We start from the raw sequence: 16,902 nt of genomic DNA, 5'->3' as shown, positions 1-16,902 counted from the left end.
TTGCCTTACAAATCATTCTACTATTTTTACATGAGAAAATTTTTTGGCTATTTACTCAGCCCGTTATTTTATCTTTCTTTCGGCCTTTCTCTTTTAATATTCCATCCTTTACAATGGTTTTCACATCGGTTTTTGGGTTATAAAGCCCACAAAGTGGTGGTAGATTGGCTAAATTTTTTTTTAACTTATTCTCAACTTTGGCTTTGCAACTCCATACATTTTAGCAACAAATACGCCTTGCCAATCGATAGGCCCATTATTTTTGTGGCAAATCATCAGAGCATGTTCGACATTCCAACGTTAATTTGGTTTCTAAGAAAACACCACGCAAAATTTATTTCTAAAATAGAACTTACAAAAGGCATTCCTTCCATTTCGATAAATCTGCGGGTGGGCGGTGGCGCTAACATTGATAGAAAAGACAATAAGCAGGCCATTGCTGAGCTTGTAAAACTTGGGCGGCGCATGCAAAAAAACAATTGGAGTACGGTAATTTTTCCAGAAGGTACCCGCGCAAAAGACGGAAAATTAAAACCTTTTCAATTTGGAGGTCTGGCAACCCTGCTTAAGGCTGTGCCGAACGCGTTAATAGTGCCAATTGCCATAGAAAATTCTTGGAAAATTGTACGGTACGGCTCCTATCCCCTAACAACTGGCAACGCAATAAAATGGACTGTTTTAGAACCAATCGACCCGACAAAACAACCGCCAAGTGAAACCATATTAAAGGTAGAGCAACAAATTAAAGCGAAGCTTGGGCAATAGGTTTTCTAAATATTCTTATTCCCAACTACTCTAAAAAAAGCATCTCTATAAGTATCTCCTATCGGGATTATTTTATCGCCAATTTTTATTCTGCTCCGTTCTATACTTTCTATCTTATCTATAGAAACAATATAAGATTTATGCACCCTGATAAATTGCCGATCGGGCAACGATTCTTCCATCTTTTTCATACTTTGAAGCGTAATTATCCTTTCCTCTGAAGTAAAAATAGAAATGTAATCTTTTAAACCTTCGATGTACAAGATGTCGTTCAAATAAATTTTCTGGATTTTATGTTCGGTCTTTACAAAAATAAAATCTTGCAGAGGATTAGATATCGCTGTAGGCTGCACCTCTTGTACAGGTTGCTGGTTTTGTGGGGCAGTTTGTTTGTTTGCTTTTTGTTTGTTGTGCACTTTTTCTACCGCCTTATAAAACCTGTCAAAAGCAATAGGTTTTAACAAATAATCGGCAACATTTAAATCGTAACTTTCTAGCGCATATTCCTGGTAAGCGGTTGTTAAGATAAAGCTGCACTTATTCCCTGCTATTTTTAAAAATTGGATACCGGTTAATTCGGGCATCTGGATATCAAGAAAAACCAAGTCAACGCCTCCCGCTTGCACCAGTTCTAGCGCTTCGAGTGGATTTTCGCACCTTTTAGTTAAGGTTAGAAATGGTATTTTAGAAATATAATCTACCAAAATATCCAAAGCCAAGGGCTCGTCATCTACAACAATGCAATTTATATTCATTTTATAATTCTCTTTTTAACCTTAACAAGGCCGTTTAAATATCTATCAACAATTCGGTTGTGTAATGTTCCTCGGCATTTACCACATGCAATTTATACCTATCGGGATAAACCAATTGTAGCCTTCGCTCTACGTTCATAAGGCCAACGCCACCCTGCGCATCTTTATTTCGCTTAGTTTTTTTATTGATTACACTAAAGTGCAAAATTTTCTGGTTGGCGGTTATATTAATTCTTACAGGATCTGCTGGATCGTTTACAATTCCGTGCTTAAATGCATTCTCTACAAAAGAGATGAGCATAAGCGGCACAATGCGCTGGTCGTCAATTTCGCCATTTATGGTCAATTCTACAAACGCACCATCTTTAAATCGTATTTTTTGCAGCTCGATGTAACTGGTTAAATAATCTACTTCCTTGCTCAATGTTACGGTAGGCGTATTACTTTCGTAGATCATGTAACGCATTATTTCAGATAATTTCATAACTGCATCTGCCGTCTTTTCTGATTTTTGATATGCTAGCGAGTAAATATTATTTAAAGAATTAAACAAAAAATGCGGATTTAACTGCGATTTGAGAAACTGCAACTCCATTTCTCTACTCTCCATTTCTGCTTCTCTGGTGATCCGCTGCGTTGTAAACCAATCTGTTGTAAAGAAAACCAACGCACTAGAAATTAAGAAAAAGCCTGAAATAAACCCTGATATGGCAACATAATTAGTAATGGGAATTTCTTTTTTTCCTGCTGCTGCCGTAAAATGCACCAACATATCATCGGGGTTTAAAGCTGCAACAATGGCCTTAATCGAAACTGCCAAGATCAGCAATCCGAAAAAACTAAACAGATAGATTCCGTACCGTTTTCGCTTCTTTAAAAACTCTGGTATTAGAATTAGATAATTGATGTAAAAAAGAGAGATATTTAAAACTCCAAAACCAATGTAGGTAATCCAATTATATATTGGGCTTCGGGTAGTGTTGGTCAAAAATGCAGCACCGGCAAAAAACAACGGAAACATCCAAAAAATAACATTAATGATAATTTCCCCTCTATTTTTCTTCATTTAACCGAATCTAGGCTGCGTTTTTCTTATTAGAATCTAAGATGCAAATTAAATATTTTATCTACATAAACGACGAACAATCTACGAACAGGCTTTTTTTTTAGACGAACGCGCCAGTTACCTCATTTTTTTAGAAAATGTAGATTTTCTGGGAGTTGGTCTACAATGTTTGGCACTTGGTATAATACATTTTAATAGGCCATACTAGTTGCGTTTCTTTGAATTGTAAAACAAAAACACCATGAAAAAATTAGCACACACCTCGCCTTTCTTATTATTGTTATTACCTGTTTTTATGATGATTGTACTAACCATATCGGTAAATGCAAACCGAACCAACCGCAATGATGACGCTGCTATAAAAACCACAACTAGCAGCAAATCTATCCTGCAAACCGCAGTTTCGTTTTTTAATTAAGCAAAATAGAATTATAAACGACAGCACTAAATGCATTAAAAAAAATAAACCTGCTCAAATGACATCATCATTGGCAGGCTTATTTACAGAGAGAGGTTTACTTAATTGGTATCTTACACAGTTAGAAAGAAAGCACGCGTTGTTTAAAAGCCCATCCAATAAGCTGATACGTGTTTCTTAAATCTAACTTTCTAACCATATTTCTTCTATGAGTGTTAACGGTATGTTCACTGATAAACAGCATATCTCCTATTTCTTTACTGCTGTAGCCCAAGGCGAGTAAACGCACAATATCGGTTTCTCTGGCGCTAATAGTTTCATAACTGTTGGTAAGTTGCATTGTGTTCATGGTACTTGTAATTTAGGTTTAGACTTTTTAATTTAAGGTTTAGATTTTATTTCTTTTATGCTAGTCTGCGAAATTTGTTCCCCTATTCATTTCGTTTTTTAACATATCCAAAGGTATCTATGCAGCAGTTTTTAATTCAGTTGCAATCGCCCTAACTGAAAGGGTATTTTTACGGTATTCGCAAAAGGTGTTAAGCTGTTGCTAGGCAACTATGAAATACGCATTTTTACACTAAACAAAATCAAGCCGATATGAAATCTAGAAATAAAACTGAAAGAGTGCCTGCAAGCTTAGCCACTGCAATGGTTGCAGTGTTCGATGAATCTCCTGAGTTTAGCGAATGTAAATCGTTTACTAAAGCCGTTTGGTTTCCAGCCAAGCAAATCTTAGAAATAGCAAAATTATTAGAAGCCGGAACACACGACGGTCTTAGAATTTATTTCGCCCGTTACCTACAGGATCAAAAAACACACTGTGAAACTGGCAATCAGGGTAAAAATACTTTGCTATTAGTGCCGACCAAGCCTGCCGAGACAACAGCGGCAACGGTGCAAACAAGAAGTCGGCGAGTAGATGATATTGACGAAATAACCAATGGAGGAAGCAGATGCCCAGATGTGTGCGGAGGTACTAAATTATAATTATGCCTCTTTATTTCCCCTTTAGTACTATATTTGAAATACTGTGTTTTTGCATAGGACTGGTTCTGCTATGGAAAGATAAAAACTTATTTTGGAGATTAGCGCTTGTCTTTCTGTTCATCACTTGTGTTACAGAAATCTATGGCTCATACTTGGCACATAGATATAACAATAATTTAAAACTTTATAACTATTTCTATCTCGTAGAGCAAAGTTTTATATCGTACGCCATGTATTATTTTTTTAGACCTTACATCAAGCCTAAACTATTAATAGGCTGCGGGAGTATAATATTAATTTTAAGTAATCTTTATTTTTTCCTAGGATATGCGGGTAAGGAATTCAACAACGTTTCCCAAAATGTTTCAGGCATCTTGTTTATAATTTACAGCTTGCTATACTTTTACTTATTTTTAAAAGACAAGAAATATGTTCAGATTTCAACACATCCAGAATTTTGGTGGGTAACGGGCATATTGTTTTTTTATTTTGGAAGTGTTATTTATAACTTGTTTTATGGAGCCACTACTGTGAAGCTTTTCAATCGTTACATCAACTATTATCTTATAACTATATTAAATTTAATTCTATACAGCCTTTGGACATACTCCTTTATTTGCCGAGCCAGGCAACTGAAATTACAAAGTTAATATTTATAGCTACAGCGATTTTTTTGCTCGTTCCACTTTTTCTTATTCTATACATTAGATCTTATAATCAACACAAGAAAGACCATATTTTCGAGAAGGAGGTCTTAACCCAAAAACTTGAATCTGAGATGCTGAAAGCTATGGTAGAGGTGCAGGAAAACACCATGCAAAATATTGCCTCCGATTTACACGATAATATTGGACAATTATTGAGCCTAACATCGTTAACGCTTAACTCCATCAAGCTATCTGACAGCGAAAAAGCACAGAAAAAAATAGAAGATTCGTTATTCATTCTTAGCAAAACGATAAAAGATCTTAGGTCTTTAGCAAAACAACTTCATGGCGAGCAGATTGCACAAAAGGGGCTGGTGAACATCATCGACCAAGAAATTGCGTTGCTCTCTAAAACAGGGGTATTTAACTTAGTTGTAAAAAACAACATAGACGAAATAGAAGTTCCCTCACCAGAAAAAGATTTAATCATCTTGCGGTTGTTTCAAGAAATCATCAACAACATTATCAAACACGCCCACGCAAAAACCATTGATATTACCACTCGCATAGAAAACGGTATTTTTTATTTAGCAGTGGTAGAAGACGGTATTGGTTTTGATATTAGCGCCGCCAAAGCCCAAAAGACAGGCATGGGTTTAAATTCCATTGAAAGACGGATAGAGCTAATAGCCGGAAAAATTATCATAAATTCGGGAAAAAATAATGGAACCAAAATTTTGATAGAAATTCCTTATCCATAAATGAGCGAAGAAAAAATAAAAATTGCAATTGTAGATGACCATACGCTGTTTAGATCTGGTTTAGCAACCCTTTTAGATGAGTTTGACGACATTGAAATTATCTTCCAAGCTACAAATGGACAAGATTTGCAGGAAAAATTACCAAAGCAAACAGACGTTCATTTGGTTTTGATGGATATAAATATGCCAATAACAGACGGTTACGCAGCAACCACTTGGGTTAAAGACAATTACCCAAACATTGGCGTATTGGCATTAAGCATGCACGAAGACGAGGAAGCCATTATTAAAATGTTGAAGGCCGGAGCAGGTGGCTATATGCTTAAGCATTCTACACCCAACGATTTGTTTCATGCCATAAAAACCATACACGAGAAAAAGTTTTTCATTAACGAATTAGTTTCGGGCAGACTATTCGCGGCCCTAAAAGACGAAAATTTTAGACCAACATTAACCGAAAAAGAGCTGACTTTTTTACAACATTGCAGCTCTGAATTAACTTACAAAGAAATTGCAGACATGATGTTTGTGAGCCCAAGAACGGTAGATAACTACCGTGAATCTCTATTCTCTAAATTAAGCGTAAAATCTAGAACAGGCTTAGTTGTTTATGGAATTAAGCACGCCTTGATTAAAATATAGATTCAAATAAGAGCCTGTTTAAATTTTACAGTTTTATTGCTTATCTGAGACTTCTGACTAAAAAGACTTAGAAAAGCTATCACTTACTTTTTTTTTGCAAGTTGTTAATTTTGAAGATAATTGCACCCTATTTCATTTTTCTATTCGGGCTTAAATCTTGCCGAAATCGACCTCCGCATTACTCAACGCTGTCCTATCCGGACGGGAGTCCTACTTTTTTCTTGACAAAAAAGTAGCAAAAAGTCAAGCCTGGCACCTCTTTGGGTAAAAATTCGCCGAGCTGTTTAATATCGATGATTCGAGGCCTTTCCCTTGCTCTTTCCCCGCACGCGGCTGCGAATCCTCTTCGTACGAGTAACCCGGTAGTTCTCTGCAAGCGGCTTTAGGCGTTTTTTCCTCCAAACAGTTGCTAGGCCGATCCCACCGAGTTGGCTATAGCAATTTTTATTTATCCAAATTTAAACAGGCTCTAAAAAGCCCGAGTTAACGCCGGGCTTTAAGATTTGCTAATTGAATAATGTTGGAGCTATTCTGCCATGTTATGATAAACCGCTTGCACATCATCGTCTTCTTCTAATTTATCTATCAATTTTAAAACATCTACTGCTTGCTCTTCGTCAACTTCTTGAAATGAAAGCGGAATTCGTTCTAATTTGGAGCTCTTAAGTTCAATGCCTTTCTCTTCGATTGCATTGTACAAAGGGCCAAAATTTTCGAAAGCGCCCTGCGCCACCACCACATCGTTCCCATCCTCATCTGCCTCTACATAAAGCTCCTCCAATCCAGCGTCAATAAGTTCAAACTCCAACTCTTCTAAATCAATTTTTTCACTTGGGTTAAATCTAAAAACAGATTTCCTGTTAAAAACAAAATCTAAAGACCCTGTTTTTCCCAAAGTTCCGTTTGTTTTGTTAAAATAGCTGCGCACATTTGCAACGGTACGATTGGTATTATCTGTTGCCGTCTCGATTAACACAGCCACACCATGAGCGGCATACCCTTCGTACACATACTCTTCATAATTGGCCATCGATTTATCCGATGCGCGTTTTATAGCTGCATCTACCCTATCTTTTGGCATGTTAACGGCCTTTGCGTTTTGTATAGCGGTACGCAACCGGCTGTTCGTATCGGGCGATGGGCCAGCATCTTTAACAGCCATAACAATATCTTTACCTATACGGGTAAATTGTACCGCCATTTTTGCCCAACGTTTAAATTTTCTTTCTTTTCTAAACTCAAATGCTCTTCCCATAATTAAATATTCTTTATAAATTCTTGCTTCAAAACAGGTCTGGCACCTTACTTCAGACCTATAAATGCTTACCTTTTCAAATTATTAAGCATATCTGCTGTTATTTTAGCTAAATCAAATTCGGGTTTCCATCCCCAATCTTCTCTAGCAATGCTATCATCGATAGATTTTGGCCAACCACCGGCAATCTGCTGTCGGGGGTCGCCTTTAGAAAAAGTAAGTTCAAAATTAGGAATATGCTTTTTAATTTCCGTGGCCAATTCTACAGGTGTAAAACTTATCCCAGCAAAATTATAGCTGCTTCTTACAGAAATTTGCGAAGCAGGTGCATCCATCAATTCGATGGTACCTCGAATTGCATCGTCCATATACATCATAGGCAACTCAGTTTCTGCCGATAAAAACGACTCATACCCAGCCTTTTTCAATGCGTCGTGAAAAATATGTATCGCATAATCGGTTGTACCGCCACCAGGCGCAGCCCTCCAACTAATTAATCCTGGGTATCTGATGCTCCGGATGTCTAAACCATATTTAAGGTAATAGTACTCGCACCACCGTTCGCCTGCTAGCTTACTGGTACCATAAACGGTGTTAGGATCCATAATGCAGTACTGCGGCGTAACATCCTTAGGAGAATGAGGGCCAAACACCGCTATGGAACTGGGCCAGTAAAACTTTGCTGTTTTAAATTGTAACGCAAAATCTAATACATTCAGCAAGCCATTCATGTTTAAATCCCAAGCAAGCTTAGGATTTTGCTCGCCTGTGGCAGACAATAGTGCTGCTAATAAATACACTTGGGTAGGTTTATGCTTATTAAAAATATTTAAAAGCATTTCTTTATCCAACACATTCACAAATTCAAAAGGCCCAGAATTCTTTATGTCGTAGTCTGGTCGCCTGATATCACACGCCACCACTGCGTCTACAGAATAAATTTTTCTAAGCATAGAAACCAATTCAGTACCAATTTGCCCATTTGACCCCAAAACTACTATTTTCTCTTTCATAATATACGATAGATTTAGGCAAAGGTAAAAAAACACGGTATAACCAATATGATGGAAGTTTGATTTTGTAGTGTTTTTCGAAAAAACCTAAATAGACTGATTATTTTAGCAAGCAACTCATATTTTAAAATAAAATCGATTGGTATTGGAAAAATAAAAATCCGTAATAAATACATTACAATAAATGATTTCCGTTAGGTTTACAGCATATCTGCAAAATTTTATCTAATATTACGTCTCAAATAGAGGTAACCAAGTACCAGTTCTTAAACATAAAATTATTTTCTTTAACCGAACGGTTCTATTTTACCAAAAAAAAGAAAACGTTCGAATTGAAAAATCTGAGGTTAATCGATAAAGAAGTAAATCCATGACTATTACCGCTTGAATTTATTTTTTTTTTAGAAGAAAAAAAAATGTAAGAGCTAAAACACGTTGTAGAAATATGAAAAGAAAAATAAGAATGGGAATGATCGGTGGTGGGAAAGATGCCTTTATAGGGGCTGTCCATCGTATCGCTGCGAACATGGATGGTTTAGTTGAGCTTTGTTGTGGAGCCTTTAGTGTTGACCCGGAAATTGGACTAGAATCTGGTAGATCACTTTTTTTAAGCGATGACCGAATTTACGGAAACTATAACGAGCTTTTTGATAAAGAGAGTAAAATGCCAGCCGACAAGCGAATAGATTTCGTAACCATAGTTACCCCAAACTTTGCGCACTTTGAACCTGCTATGTTGGCTTTAGATCATGGATTTAATGTGGTGATAGAAAAACCTATGACCATTACCTTAGATGAGGCAAAACAATTACATAAAAAAGTAGAAGAAACCGGACTTACACTTTGCTTAACACATACCTATTCTGGCTATCCAATGGTTAAACAAGCCAAACAAATGGTAAAAGCCGGCGAACTGGGGGAAATAAGAAAAGTGATTGTAGAATATCCACAAGGCTGGTTAAGTTCTCTTTCAGAACGTGAAGGAAATGCACAGGCTGCTTGGCGTACAGACCCGAGTAAGTCTGGAAAAAGTGGCTCTATGGGCGATATTGGCACTCATGCCGCCCATTTGGCCGAATACATTACTGGCCTAGAAATAACGAAAATATGCGCCGATCTAAATATTGTTGTACCCGGTAGAGCAATAGATGACGATGGAAATGTTTTATTAAAGTTCGATAACGGAAGTAATGGCGTATTAATTGCCTCACAAATTGCTGCTGGCGAAGAGAACGCTTTAAAAATAAAAGTGTACGGCGAAAAAGGAGGATTAGAATGGCATCAAATGGAGCCGAACACCCTCATTGTTAAATGGACAGATCAACCTGCACAAATTTATCGTGCAGGAAATAACTATTTAGGTAGTTTTGCAAAACACAACGCGCGTACTCCTGGAGGCCACCCCGAAGGATATCTTGAAGCCTTTGCCAATATCTATAGAAACTTTGCACAAACGTTGGATGCAAAACTTAACGGCGAACAACCTACAGCAGAAATGCTAGATTTCCCAACTTCGAAAGATGGCGTTAGAGGAATGGCATTTATAGAAAATGTGGTAAATTCTAGCAACTCAGATAAAAAATGGTCAGACAATAAATTATAAAAACATGACAACTATTAAAGGGCCAGCGGTTTTTTTGGCTCAATTTATAAGTGACGAGCCTCCTTTTAATTCGCTAGACAACATTTGCGCTTGGGCACAAGGATTAGGGTTTAAGGGCATACAAATGCCAACAACCGACAGCAGATTTATAGACCTGCAGAAAGCTGCAGAGAGCAAAACCTATGCTGACGAACTAAAGGGGAAAATAGCCAGCTACGGGCTAGAAATTACCGAACTTTCTACCCATTTACAAGGGCAACTTGTTGCAGTCCACCCAGCTTATAATGATCTTTTTGACGCCTTTGCGCCTAAACAATTCCACAATAACCCTACAGAACGCACCAAATGGGCTGTTCAACAATTAAAGTATGCAGCAAAAGCATCTCAAAATTTGGGACTAACAGCACATGCAACTTTTAGTGGTTCACTTCTTTGGCAATATTTTCATCCCTGGCCACAGCGCCCACAGGGTTTGGTAGAGCAAGGTTTTAAAGAGCTTGCAAAACGATGGATGCCTATTTTAAATGAATTTGATAATTGCGGTGTAGACGTTTGCTACGAAATTCACCCAGGAGAGGATTTATTTGATGGCGAAACTTATGAGATGTTTTTGGCCGCCGTAAACAACCATCCAAGGGCGTGTTTGCTGTATGATCCTTCTCACTTTGTACTTCAACAATTAGACTACATACAATATATTGATTTTTATCACGAAAGAATCAAAGCCTTTCATGTTAAAGATGCAGAATTTAATCCAACGGGAAAGCAAGGAACATTTGGCGGGTATCAAAGCTGGCTAAATAGAGCTGGCAGATATCGCTCGCCAGGCGATGGACAAGTAGACTTTAAAACAATTTTTAGTAAATTGGCTCAATATAATTTTCCAGGATGGGCAGTTATGGAATGGGAATGCTGTATAAAAAATCAAGAAGATGGAGCGAGAGAAGGAGCAGAATTTATCAAAAACCACATCATTAAAGTAACAGATAAAGCTTTTGATGATTTTGCCTCAGCAGGTAGCGATGCCAACTTTAACAATAAAATACTTGGAATTTAAAAGACATACACATTAAAAATAAGCCATGAAAAAAACAATTCTAACCTTAGGTGCTGCCATTATTTTGATGGGTTCCTATTGTACTTCGAGCAGAACACCCGAGCAATCTACCGATTCTGTAACAAAAGTTGACAATGTGGTAACTTCACAACCAACAGAGCAAGTAAAACCAGATACACAGAAAGTAAATCTCGAAAAACCATCTATGGAGGCTGCTAGCGCAACACAGCCTGATGCAAAACCAGAGCAGGCTGCTGTAAAAAAAGAAAATACAGAAGCTGGAACGCCCGCTCAAATAACTGCGGGGGGAAAGCTTTTAGCCAAATCAGATTGTTTGGCCTGCCATAACGAACAAACAAAAATAGTTGGACCAGCCTACGTGGACGTAGCAAAAAAATATGCGCCAACCGCAGCTAATATAGACCATTTGGTAGCAAAAATTATTAGTGGTGGCGCTGGTGTTTGGGGAGAGGTTCCAATGAGTCCTCACCCTAGTCTTGCTAAAGCAGATGCAAAATTAATGGTACAATATATATTGTCGTTAAAAAAATAAAATTACCCTAACTAACATGAAAAAAGATAAAGAAATAAAAAACGCGAGTAACCGACGCGACTTTTTAAAAACAAGCGCCATTGCAGCCGCAGCATTTATGATTGTGCCACGGCACGTATTGGGTGGCCCGGGTTTCTTAGCACCTAGTGACAGGCTTCTCGTTGCCGGAGTTGGCGTTGGTGGAAAAGGAGAAAGCGACATCGCAAACTTCGCAAAAAGTGGCAAGGCCGATATAGCTTTTCTATGCGATGTAGACGACCGCAGATCAGCGCCGAGCAGAAAAGCTTTCCCGAAAGCAAAATACTACAAAGATTGGCGCGAGATGATGGATAAGGAACATAAAAATTTCGATGCCGTTTCTGTTTCAACACCAGATCATAACCACGCAATTATAGCCCTAGGTGCTATGCAATTAGGTAAACATGTGTATGTGCAAAAGCCGCTAACACATGATCTTTACGAAGCGCGGGTATTAACAAATGCTGCAGCAAAATATAAGGTTGTTACCCAAATGGGTAATCAAGGTGCATCTAATGACGGGCCTCGGCAAATGAGAGAATGGGTAGAAGCTGGCTTAATCGGCGATGTGCACACTATTTACGCTTGGACCGATAGACCAGTTTGGCCGCAAGGCATTCCTTGGCCTAGTAAAGCAGAATCAATTCCAAAAGAATTAGATTGGGATTTATGGTTGGGCACTGCTCCGCAAAAAGATTATGTAAATAAACTTGTGCCTTTTAATTGGCGCGGATGGTGGGATTATGGAACAGGTGCCCTTGGAGACATGGGTTGCCATTTAATTGAAGCCCCTTTCAGCGTGCTAGGATTAAAATATGCAACAGAAGTAGAAGCTAGCGTTGGCTCTGTTTATGTAGATGAATTTAAAAGAGGATATTTCCCAGAAAGTTGCCCTCCATCTAGTCATGTAACTTTAAAATTTCCAAAAACTGAACGTAATGCCAGTGATGTAGAATTGCATTGGATGGATGGCGGTATACAACCGCAACGCCCTGAAGAACTAGAGGCAGATGAAACTTTTGGCGATGGCGGAAATGGAACATTATTTATCGGCACAAAAGGTAAAATGATGTGCGAAACCTATAGCGCAAACCCAAAATTATTGCCTTTAAGCAGAAACAAAGACATCCACGTTCCAGAAAAATATGCTAGAGTTAAAGGTGGCGCAGATGGCCATTATGCACAATGGGTAGAGGCGGCTATTGCCGGATATGGAAAGCAAAACGTTAGCTCGCCTTTCGAAATTGCTGGGCCTTTGACAGAGGCATTACTTATGGCAAATTTGGCCATCAGAAGTTTTGATATTCAGGTAAAAAATGGCAATAACACAAGTTATCCTGGCAGGTATAAAAAGATGCTCTGGGATAATAAAAATATGAAAATTACCAACTTTGACGAAGCAAACCAATTTGTAAAACGTACCTATAGAAACGGATGGGACGATTTAAAAGTTTAGTAAAAAAACCGTAAATAATTCTAATTAAATCGCCGAACACAAAAAGCTTTCGGCTCTTACTTTAAAATAAATGAAAAAATTTAGTTATGCCGTGCTTTTATGCGCGGCCGTTGCGCTATCATCTTGCGCTCAAAAAGGTTACCAACAACTCTCTAAAGGCAAGACCATAAAGGGTTGGCATACGTACAACAAAACAGGCGTAGGTGCCGCTTGGACTGTTAACGATGGAGTATTTCATCTTGATCCTACCGTAAAAGATGGTGGTGGCGATTTGGTAACCGATAAAGAGTATAGCAACTTCGATTTAAACTACGATTGGAAAGTAGCGCCGGGTTCTAACAGCGGGCTTATCTTTTATGTACATGAGGAACCAAAATATCAGGCAACTTATTCTACTGGGATAGAAATGCAAGTAATTGATAATGACGGCCATGAAGATGGAAAAAACCCGAAACATCGCGCGGGCGACTTATATGACATGCTATCCAGTTCATCAGAACCTGTTAAACCAGTAGGCGAATGGAATAAAGCTAGAATTATTAGCGATAACGGAAATTTAACTTTCTTTCTAAACGGTGTACAAATTGTAAAAACCACCATGTGGGATGATAGTTGGAATAAACTAGTTGCAGGCAGCAAGTTTGCAACTTGGCCAAACTGGGGAACATTCCACAAAGGTAAAATTGCTTTGCAAGATCACGGTGGCGAAATGTGGTTTAAAAACATTTCTATAAAAGAGCTGTAATAATTACTGGAGGTGTGCTCGTTATCTCTGGTTTATAAGCACACCTCCTATTTTAAATCATAACCAAAAATCAACATTCTAACCAAATGAATTTTAATACAAGATTTAAACTGTCGAGCATGATGTTCCTAGAATTTTTTATCTGGGGAGCATGGTTCGTAACAATGGGCACTTATTTGGGGAAAAGCCTAGCCTCTAACGATGTACAAATTGGATCTGCCTATAGTACGCAGTCTTTGGGCGCTATTATAGCACCTTTTATTGTTGGGCTTATTGCCGATCGGTTTTTCTCCGCACAAAAAGTGTTGGGCGTTCTACATCTTTGTGGTGGAGCTTTATTGTGGTTCGCAAGTACCGCGTTAAATTTCGATACTTTTTTCCCCTTCATTTTAGGCTATATGATTGCGTATATGCCAACCTTGGCACTCGTAAACTCCATCTCGTTTAAGCAGATGAAAAACCCAGAAAAAGAGTTTCCACCAATTAGGGTGTTTGGAACGTTGGGGTGGATTGTTGCAGGTCTGGCCATAGGATGGTTGAACTGGGAACAAAGCGGCAATTTAATTATGACTTTCAAAACCGCTGCCGTTGCTTCCATTGTTTTGGGTTTGCTAAGTTTCGCGTTACCGAATACTCCTCCTGTAAAAAAAGGAGAAAAAACCAGTTTTGGAGATATTATTGGATTAGATGCTATAGGACTTTTAAAAAACAAATCGTATTTGTTGTTTTTTGTTGCCTCTATTCTAATCTGTATTCCCTTGGCATTTTACTACAATTTTACAAATCCTTTTTTAAACGAAGTAGGTGTAAAAGGTGCAGCTGGAGTTCAGTCTCTTGGCCAAATGTCAGAGCTTTTATTTATGATCTTAATGCCGTTGTTCTTCGTCAGATTGGGTGTTAAGAAAATGCTGGCCATCGGTATGGTTGCTTGGGTAATTCGCTATTTATTTTTTGCTTATGGAGATATCGGTAGCAATTATTGGATGCTTATTGGCGGAATTGTGCTTCACGGCATTTGTTATGACTTTTTCTTTGTTACCGGCCAAATCTATACCGATAGGCTTGCTGGAGAACGCTTTAAAAGCGCGGCGCAAGGTTTTATAACTTTAGCAACGTATGGCGTAGGGATGCTTATCGGCTCCTTAGTTTCTGGAGTAATAGTAAACAAATATGTAACACCAGAAGGACATAACTGGTTTAGCATTTGGATTATTCCAGCTTCTATCGCGGCCGTAATTGCATTCCTTTTTATCGTCTTTTTTAAAGATAAAAATAAGCCTAACGAACAAGTAAATCTTGCGAACGCAGAAAGCAAATTAGAATTCAAATAATTAGTCTATCCAATAAACCTCAACCACCAACTCTAAAATGATCACTAGAAGAAACTTTATCATTTCTAGTAGCATGGCTGCTACTGCAGCTTTGTTACTACCCTCTTTTGCTTGCAATGCAGAAGCAAAAAAAGTAGGATTACAACTTTACAGCCTGCGCGATACAATTGGCGGCAATGTAAAGCTTATTATAGAACAAGTTGCAAAAGCAGGCTACGGCCTTGTAGAAACTTATGGCTTTTCTATAAAAGATAAGTTTTGGGGCCTCTCGCCAAACGATTTTAAAAAATTATTAGACGACAATGGACTTACCGCCACAAGCGGCCACTATGGGTTGGGCAGTTATATGGTAGATGGAAACACAGATGAGTTGATTGCTGCAATAGAAGCAGCAGGAATTTTGAAGGGCGAGTATTTAACATTTCCTTGGTTAGATCCATCATTAAGAACAAGTATAGACGATTATAAAAAAATTGCCGATAAATTAAACAAGGCGGCAGAAATGTGCAAAAAGACCGGATTAAAATTGGCCTATCACAATCATAATTTTGAGTTTATTGCCATGGGCGATACCAATGGTTATGAGACTTTGTTAAAAGAGACCGACAAAAATCTGGTAGATTTTGAAATGGATTTGTATTGGGTGGCTAGGGCTGGCAAAATACCGATGCAACTATTCAAAGAACATCCCGGAAGGTTTAAAATGTGGCATATAAAAGATATGGATAAAAAGAACCCAAATCTTAACACAGAAGTGGGCAGCGGCAGAATAGATTTTAAGCCAATATTTGCTCAAGCTAAATTGGCCGGTATGGAACATTTTTTTGTCGAACAAGAAAACAATTACTACCCAAATGAACTAGATTCAATCAGAACAAGTTGCGATTACATCAAAAAAGCATTAATTTAATTAATTATCATGACGTCAAGAAGATCTTTTGTAAAACAAGCAAGTTTTATTGTTGGTGCAGCCATCATTGCACCATCTTTAGCCTTTAATAAAGTAAACAAAAAAGTAGGCCTGCAACTTTATACCTTGCGAGATTTACTTCCAAAAAACCCAGCAGAGGTAATTAAACAAATAGCAAAAGCGGGCTATAAAGAAGTAGAGACATTTGGCCTTAACGGAGGGAAATTCTTTGGATATGCGCCCAAAGATTTCAAAAAACTTCTTGCCGATAACGGGCTAACCGCTCCGAGCGGCCATTATGGCATGGAGGAGTTTGATAAAACTGGCAAAACTGATAATTTAAAAGCAGATATGCAGGCAGCTTTGGCCGTTGGGAGCGATTATTTTACCATCGCTTCTGCGAGTGTTGGAGAGGGTGCTGATGGCTATAAAAAGCTGGCAGAGAATTTTACAAAGGTGGCAGAAATTGCCAAGGGCGAAGGGTTAAAATTTGCCTATCACAATCATAATTCTGAATTTAAAGCCGTTGGAGACACCACAGGCTATCAAATTTTATTAAAGGAAAGCGATAAGAATTTGGTTAATTTCGAAATGGACATTTATTGGGTAGTTCGTGGTGGTAAAGATCCTATTACTTTAATAAAAGAAAACCCAGGCAGGTTTGTAATGTGGCATGTTAAAGACATGGATAAGCAACATCCCGAGCAAAACACAGAAGTTGGCAACGGTTCTATAGATTTTAAATCAATTTTTGCTGAAGCGAAGTTATCTGGTATGAAACACTTTTTTGTAGAACACGAAAACAATTACTATCCAGATCCAATAGCCTCCATTAAAACAAGTTGCGACTACATAAAAAAGAATCTGTTGAGTTAGCAACGAATTGATTACACAGTGCGAAGCCGGTTATACAAACT

The 16,902-nt window shown here is 38.1% G+C and carries 18 protein-coding genes; 13 read left to right on the top strand and 5 right to left on the bottom strand.

Going from position 1 to position 16,902, the window contains the following annotated elements; translation table 11 throughout:
* The first annotated feature begins 30 nt into the window (after positions 1–30).
* Positions 31–765: a lysophospholipid acyltransferase family protein gene (locus tag ABIB40_RS14880; protein WP_354360177.1), complete on the top strand. Its 735-nt coding sequence runs from the start codon at positions 31–33 to the stop codon at positions 763–765.
* Positions 766–770: 5 nt separating this feature from the next.
* Here ABIB40_RS14880 and ABIB40_RS14875 read toward each other — a convergent pair whose 3' ends face one another.
* On the bottom strand, positions 771–1,520 hold the full coding sequence (locus tag ABIB40_RS14875) for a LytR/AlgR family response regulator transcription factor (RefSeq protein WP_354360176.1): 750 nt from the start codon (positions 1,518–1,520) through the stop codon (positions 771–773).
* 34 nt (positions 1,521–1,554) lie between these two features.
* Complete coding sequence (locus ABIB40_RS14870; protein ID WP_354360175.1) at positions 1,555–2,586, bottom strand: sensor histidine kinase; 1,032 nt, start codon at positions 2,584–2,586, stop codon at positions 1,555–1,557.
* A gap of 241 nt (positions 2,587–2,827) precedes the next feature.
* On the opposite strand from ABIB40_RS14870, the gene ABIB40_RS14865 reads away from it, so the two are divergent.
* Complete coding sequence (locus ABIB40_RS14865; protein ID WP_354360174.1) at positions 2,828–3,004, top strand: hypothetical protein; 177 nt, start codon at positions 2,828–2,830, stop codon at positions 3,002–3,004.
* 121 nt (positions 3,005–3,125) lie between these two features.
* Here the strand turns inward: ABIB40_RS14865 and ABIB40_RS14860 are convergent, their stop codons facing one another.
* On the bottom strand, positions 3,126–3,353 hold the full coding sequence (locus ABIB40_RS14860; RefSeq protein ID WP_354360173.1) for a response regulator transcription factor: 228 nt from the start codon (positions 3,351–3,353) through the stop codon (positions 3,126–3,128).
* A gap of 251 nt (positions 3,354–3,604) precedes the next feature.
* Between ABIB40_RS14860 and ABIB40_RS14855 the strand changes: the two genes are divergently transcribed.
* The 3 genes from ABIB40_RS14855 to ABIB40_RS14845 all read left to right on the top strand — a co-directional run bounded on the left by ABIB40_RS14855 (position 3,605) and on the right by ABIB40_RS14845 (position 6,044).
* Positions 3,605–3,994 carry a hypothetical protein gene (locus ABIB40_RS14855; RefSeq protein ID WP_354360172.1) on the top strand — a complete coding sequence of 130 codons (390 nt, stop codon included), beginning with the start codon at positions 3,605–3,607 and terminating at the stop codon, positions 3,992–3,994.
* A gap of 598 nt (positions 3,995–4,592) precedes the next feature.
* Positions 4,593–5,402: a sensor histidine kinase gene (locus ABIB40_RS14850; RefSeq protein ID WP_354360171.1), complete on the top strand. Its 810-nt coding sequence runs from the start codon at positions 4,593–4,595 to the stop codon at positions 5,400–5,402.
* On the top strand, positions 5,403–6,044 hold the full coding sequence (locus tag ABIB40_RS14845) for a response regulator (RefSeq protein ID WP_354360170.1): 642 nt from the start codon (positions 5,403–5,405) through the stop codon (positions 6,042–6,044). It begins immediately after the preceding gene.
* A 526-nt stretch (positions 6,045–6,570) separates the two neighbouring features.
* On the opposite strand, the gene ABIB40_RS14840 is transcribed toward ABIB40_RS14845, so the two are convergent.
* Both ABIB40_RS14840 and ABIB40_RS14835 read right to left on the bottom strand, forming a co-directional pair.
* The gene (locus ABIB40_RS14840; RefSeq protein ID WP_354360169.1) at positions 6,571–7,299 is read right to left on the bottom strand and encodes a YebC/PmpR family DNA-binding transcriptional regulator; all 729 of its coding nucleotides are present in this window, start codon (positions 7,297–7,299) and stop codon (positions 6,571–6,573) included.
* Positions 7,300–7,367: 68 nt separating this feature from the next.
* On the bottom strand, positions 7,368–8,312 hold the full coding sequence (locus ABIB40_RS14835; RefSeq protein ID WP_354360168.1) for an NAD-dependent epimerase/dehydratase family protein: 945 nt from the start codon (positions 8,310–8,312) through the stop codon (positions 7,368–7,370).
* Positions 8,313–8,757: 445 nt separating this feature from the next.
* Between ABIB40_RS14835 and ABIB40_RS14830 the strand changes: the two genes are divergently transcribed.
* From ABIB40_RS14830 to ABIB40_RS14795, 8 genes are all read left to right on the top strand, one after another.
* The gene (locus tag ABIB40_RS14830) at positions 8,758–9,915 is read left to right on the top strand and encodes a Gfo/Idh/MocA family protein (protein ID WP_354360167.1); all 1,158 of its coding nucleotides are present in this window, start codon (positions 8,758–8,760) and stop codon (positions 9,913–9,915) included.
* Positions 9,916–9,919: 4 nt separating this feature from the next.
* Entirely contained in the window at positions 9,920–10,972 is a 1,053-nt protein-coding gene (locus ABIB40_RS14825) for a sugar phosphate isomerase/epimerase family protein (protein ID WP_354360166.1), read from the top strand.
* Positions 10,973–10,997: 25 nt separating this feature from the next.
* Complete coding sequence (locus ABIB40_RS14820) at positions 10,998–11,525, top strand: c-type cytochrome (protein ID WP_354360165.1); 528 nt, start codon at positions 10,998–11,000, stop codon at positions 11,523–11,525.
* A gap of 16 nt (positions 11,526–11,541) precedes the next feature.
* Positions 11,542–12,999: a Gfo/Idh/MocA family oxidoreductase gene (locus ABIB40_RS14815; protein ID WP_354360164.1), complete on the top strand. Its 1,458-nt coding sequence runs from the start codon at positions 11,542–11,544 to the stop codon at positions 12,997–12,999.
* Positions 13,000–13,069: 70 nt separating this feature from the next.
* Entirely contained in the window at positions 13,070–13,744 is a 675-nt protein-coding gene (locus ABIB40_RS14810; protein WP_354360163.1) for a 3-keto-disaccharide hydrolase, read from the top strand.
* 86 nt (positions 13,745–13,830) lie between these two features.
* On the top strand, positions 13,831–15,075 hold the full coding sequence (locus ABIB40_RS14805; protein ID WP_354360162.1) for a nucleoside permease: 1,245 nt from the start codon (positions 13,831–13,833) through the stop codon (positions 15,073–15,075).
* 37 nt (positions 15,076–15,112) lie between these two features.
* Entirely contained in the window at positions 15,113–15,985 is an 873-nt protein-coding gene (locus ABIB40_RS14800; RefSeq protein ID WP_354360161.1) for a sugar phosphate isomerase/epimerase family protein, read from the top strand.
* Between the two features lie 9 nt (positions 15,986–15,994).
* Entirely contained in the window at positions 15,995–16,861 is an 867-nt protein-coding gene (locus ABIB40_RS14795; RefSeq protein WP_354360160.1) for a sugar phosphate isomerase/epimerase family protein, read from the top strand.
* The last annotated feature ends 41 nt before the right edge of the window (positions 16,862–16,902 follow it).

Source organism: Pedobacter sp. UYP30, from assembly GCF_040547165.1.
Classification (GTDB): Bacteria; Bacteroidota; Bacteroidia; order Sphingobacteriales; family Sphingobacteriaceae; genus Pedobacter.
Note: the sequence above shows the minus strand (reverse complement) of the source record. Positions and strands in the feature narration are given on the sequence as shown.